Origin of the sequence: Methylobacterium sp. B1, from assembly GCF_000333255.1 — a bacterium.
Classification (GTDB): domain Bacteria; phylum Pseudomonadota; class Alphaproteobacteria; order Rhizobiales; family Beijerinckiaceae; genus Methylobacterium; species Methylobacterium fujisawaense.
This window is the reverse complement of the sequence record NZ_BACT01000192.1, coordinates 1-1,891: the sequence shown is the minus strand read 5'-3', so window position 1 is coordinate 1,891 and position 1,891 is coordinate 1. Positions and strand designations below refer to the sequence as shown.

General features: G+C 69.4%; 2 protein-coding genes and 1 pseudogene. 1 reads left to right on the top strand and 2 read right to left on the bottom strand.

Features of this window, described 5'->3' with window-relative positions; translation table 11 throughout:
• On the top strand, positions 1–637 hold a 637-nt coding region (locus tag I53_RS05075), incomplete at its 5' end, for a helix-turn-helix domain-containing protein (protein ID WP_043347395.1).
• A gap of 109 nt (positions 638–746) precedes the next feature.
• On the opposite strand, the gene I53_RS05070 is transcribed toward I53_RS05075, so the two are convergent.
• Together I53_RS05070 and I53_RS05065 are read right to left on the bottom strand one after the other, a co-directional pair.
• The gene (locus tag I53_RS05070) at positions 747–1,031 is read right to left on the bottom strand and encodes a hypothetical protein (protein ID WP_043347393.1); all 285 of its coding nucleotides are present in this window, start codon (positions 1,029–1,031) and stop codon (positions 747–749) included.
• A 102-nt stretch (positions 1,032–1,133) separates the two neighbouring features.
• A pseudogene (locus I53_RS05065) lies at positions 1,134–1,891 on the bottom strand (capsule biosynthesis protein); the annotation flags it as partial.

The window sequence follows — 1,891 nt, the reverse complement described above, 5'->3', positions numbered from 1 at the left end:
GGTCGGCGGCACGGCGCCGGTGCGGGTCGACATCCGCGTGCTCGCCACCTCGAACCGCAACCTCGCCGAGGAAGTCCGGAAGGGCACGTTCCGCGAGGATCTGCTCTACCGGCTCAACGTCGTCGCCCTGCGGCTGCCGCCCCTGCGGGAGCGTCCGGCCGACATCATCGAACTCGCCACCCACTTCGCCCGGAAATACGCCGCGGTGAACGGGATGCCGGTCCGCCCGCTCTCTCCGGAAGCCCGGACCCTGGTGCTGAAGAACCCGTGGCGCGGCAACGTCCGCGAGCTGGAGAATACCCTTCACCGGGCGGTGCTGCTCGCCTCGGGCGACACGATCGGCCCGGAGGCGATTCTCTCGCCCGACGGCGAGACTTTCGCGGCCGAGGGACCGGCCGCGCGCGCCGCGCAGGTCGCCGAGGCCGCCACCCGCGGGCTGGTGGGGCGGACCGTGGCGCAGGTCGAGTGCGACCTGATCCTCGACACCCTGGATCATTGCCTCGGCAACCGGACTCACGCCGCCCGGATCCTCGGCATCTCGATCCGGACCCTGCGCAACAAGCTCAACGAATACGTCTCGGCAGGGCTCGAAGTGGCCGAGCCCGGGAGCGTCCGGACGAGTGTCGCCTGCGGCTGACGCGCCAGGGGTCGCGGGACCGATCCCCGCTCAGGCGCGCTTCCGCTCGGCGGAAATCCGGCCCGGAATCGATGCGGATGGCGTTGTCTCGACGCGGTGGTGAACGGACCTAGCGCCGCCCGCTCTGCGCCGCCTTGTGGGCCTCGGTCTGGGCCGCGAAGGCCGCGTCGAGCTTGCGCAGCGACTCGTAGCGGGCCACGTCGCCCTCCACGTCGCGGATCGTCTCCTCGACCAGGTGGCGCTGGAGGGCCACCCGCGGATCGTCGGCGGGCAGCGCCTCCCGCTCCTGCAGCCGGAGCACGGCCTGCCGCACCACCGTGTAGACCGCCTCGCGCTCCTCACGGGTCATCGACGGCTGGATCGCCTTCGCGACGAGATCGGAGAAATCCGACATGGCGTGTTAGCGTTCGCTCATTCTGGGACGCCCGAAAGGCCGGGCCGCCTCCCTCTACAGACCGCGCCGCCCCGGATCCAGATCCGGGAGCCGCGACCGCGACTACATCCTCTGGTCGCGGATGCCTGCGAGCAGGAGCGCGGACGAACTCCAGATCACCAGGAAGCAGAAGAACGCCACCAGCAGGGTATGGCCCCGCTCGGGGTAGAGGCTGTCGGTGGGAAGGACCGGAGGCACGAAGGTGGCCAGGAAGATGTGCTGCTTGCTGGCAGAGACGCGGGCCCGGTCGAGGAGGGTGTGGGCTGATTCCTCGAGCTTCTCGGCGATGGTCCGTTCGACCAGCAGGCCCTCGTACTGGAGCAGCGCCTCGGTCAGGTTCTGCCCGCCCGCGCCGGCGGTGGCGCTGGTCATCTCGTCCTGGAGCGTCTTCATCTGCTGGTCGATGGCCGCGATGTTGGCCACCAGCGTCTGGATCGAGCGCGACCGCTCGTCCAGATTGGAGCCGCGCAAGACCTGCAGGTCGTTCTCGGCCTTCAGCTTGTCCTTCCGCAGGGACGTCAGGGCCGTCAGCGTTCCCTCCGCTGACTTGATCGGATCGATCACGCCCCACTGATTGCGGAAGGCCTGCAGCGCGAGATGCGCCTTGCGCAGACGGTCCTGCGCGACCTTGGCGTCCGCCTCGGCCTGGGCGACCATGTCGGACTGCGCCCGCTTCGAGATGTCGTTGATCAGAGCCTCAGAGCGCAACACCACCGCGCGGGCGATGGTCAGGGCGTCCTCGGGTGTGAAGGCGCGCACGGACAGGCGGATCACGCCTGAGATCGAGTCGATATGCGCCTCGACGTGCTTGCGCCAGTATT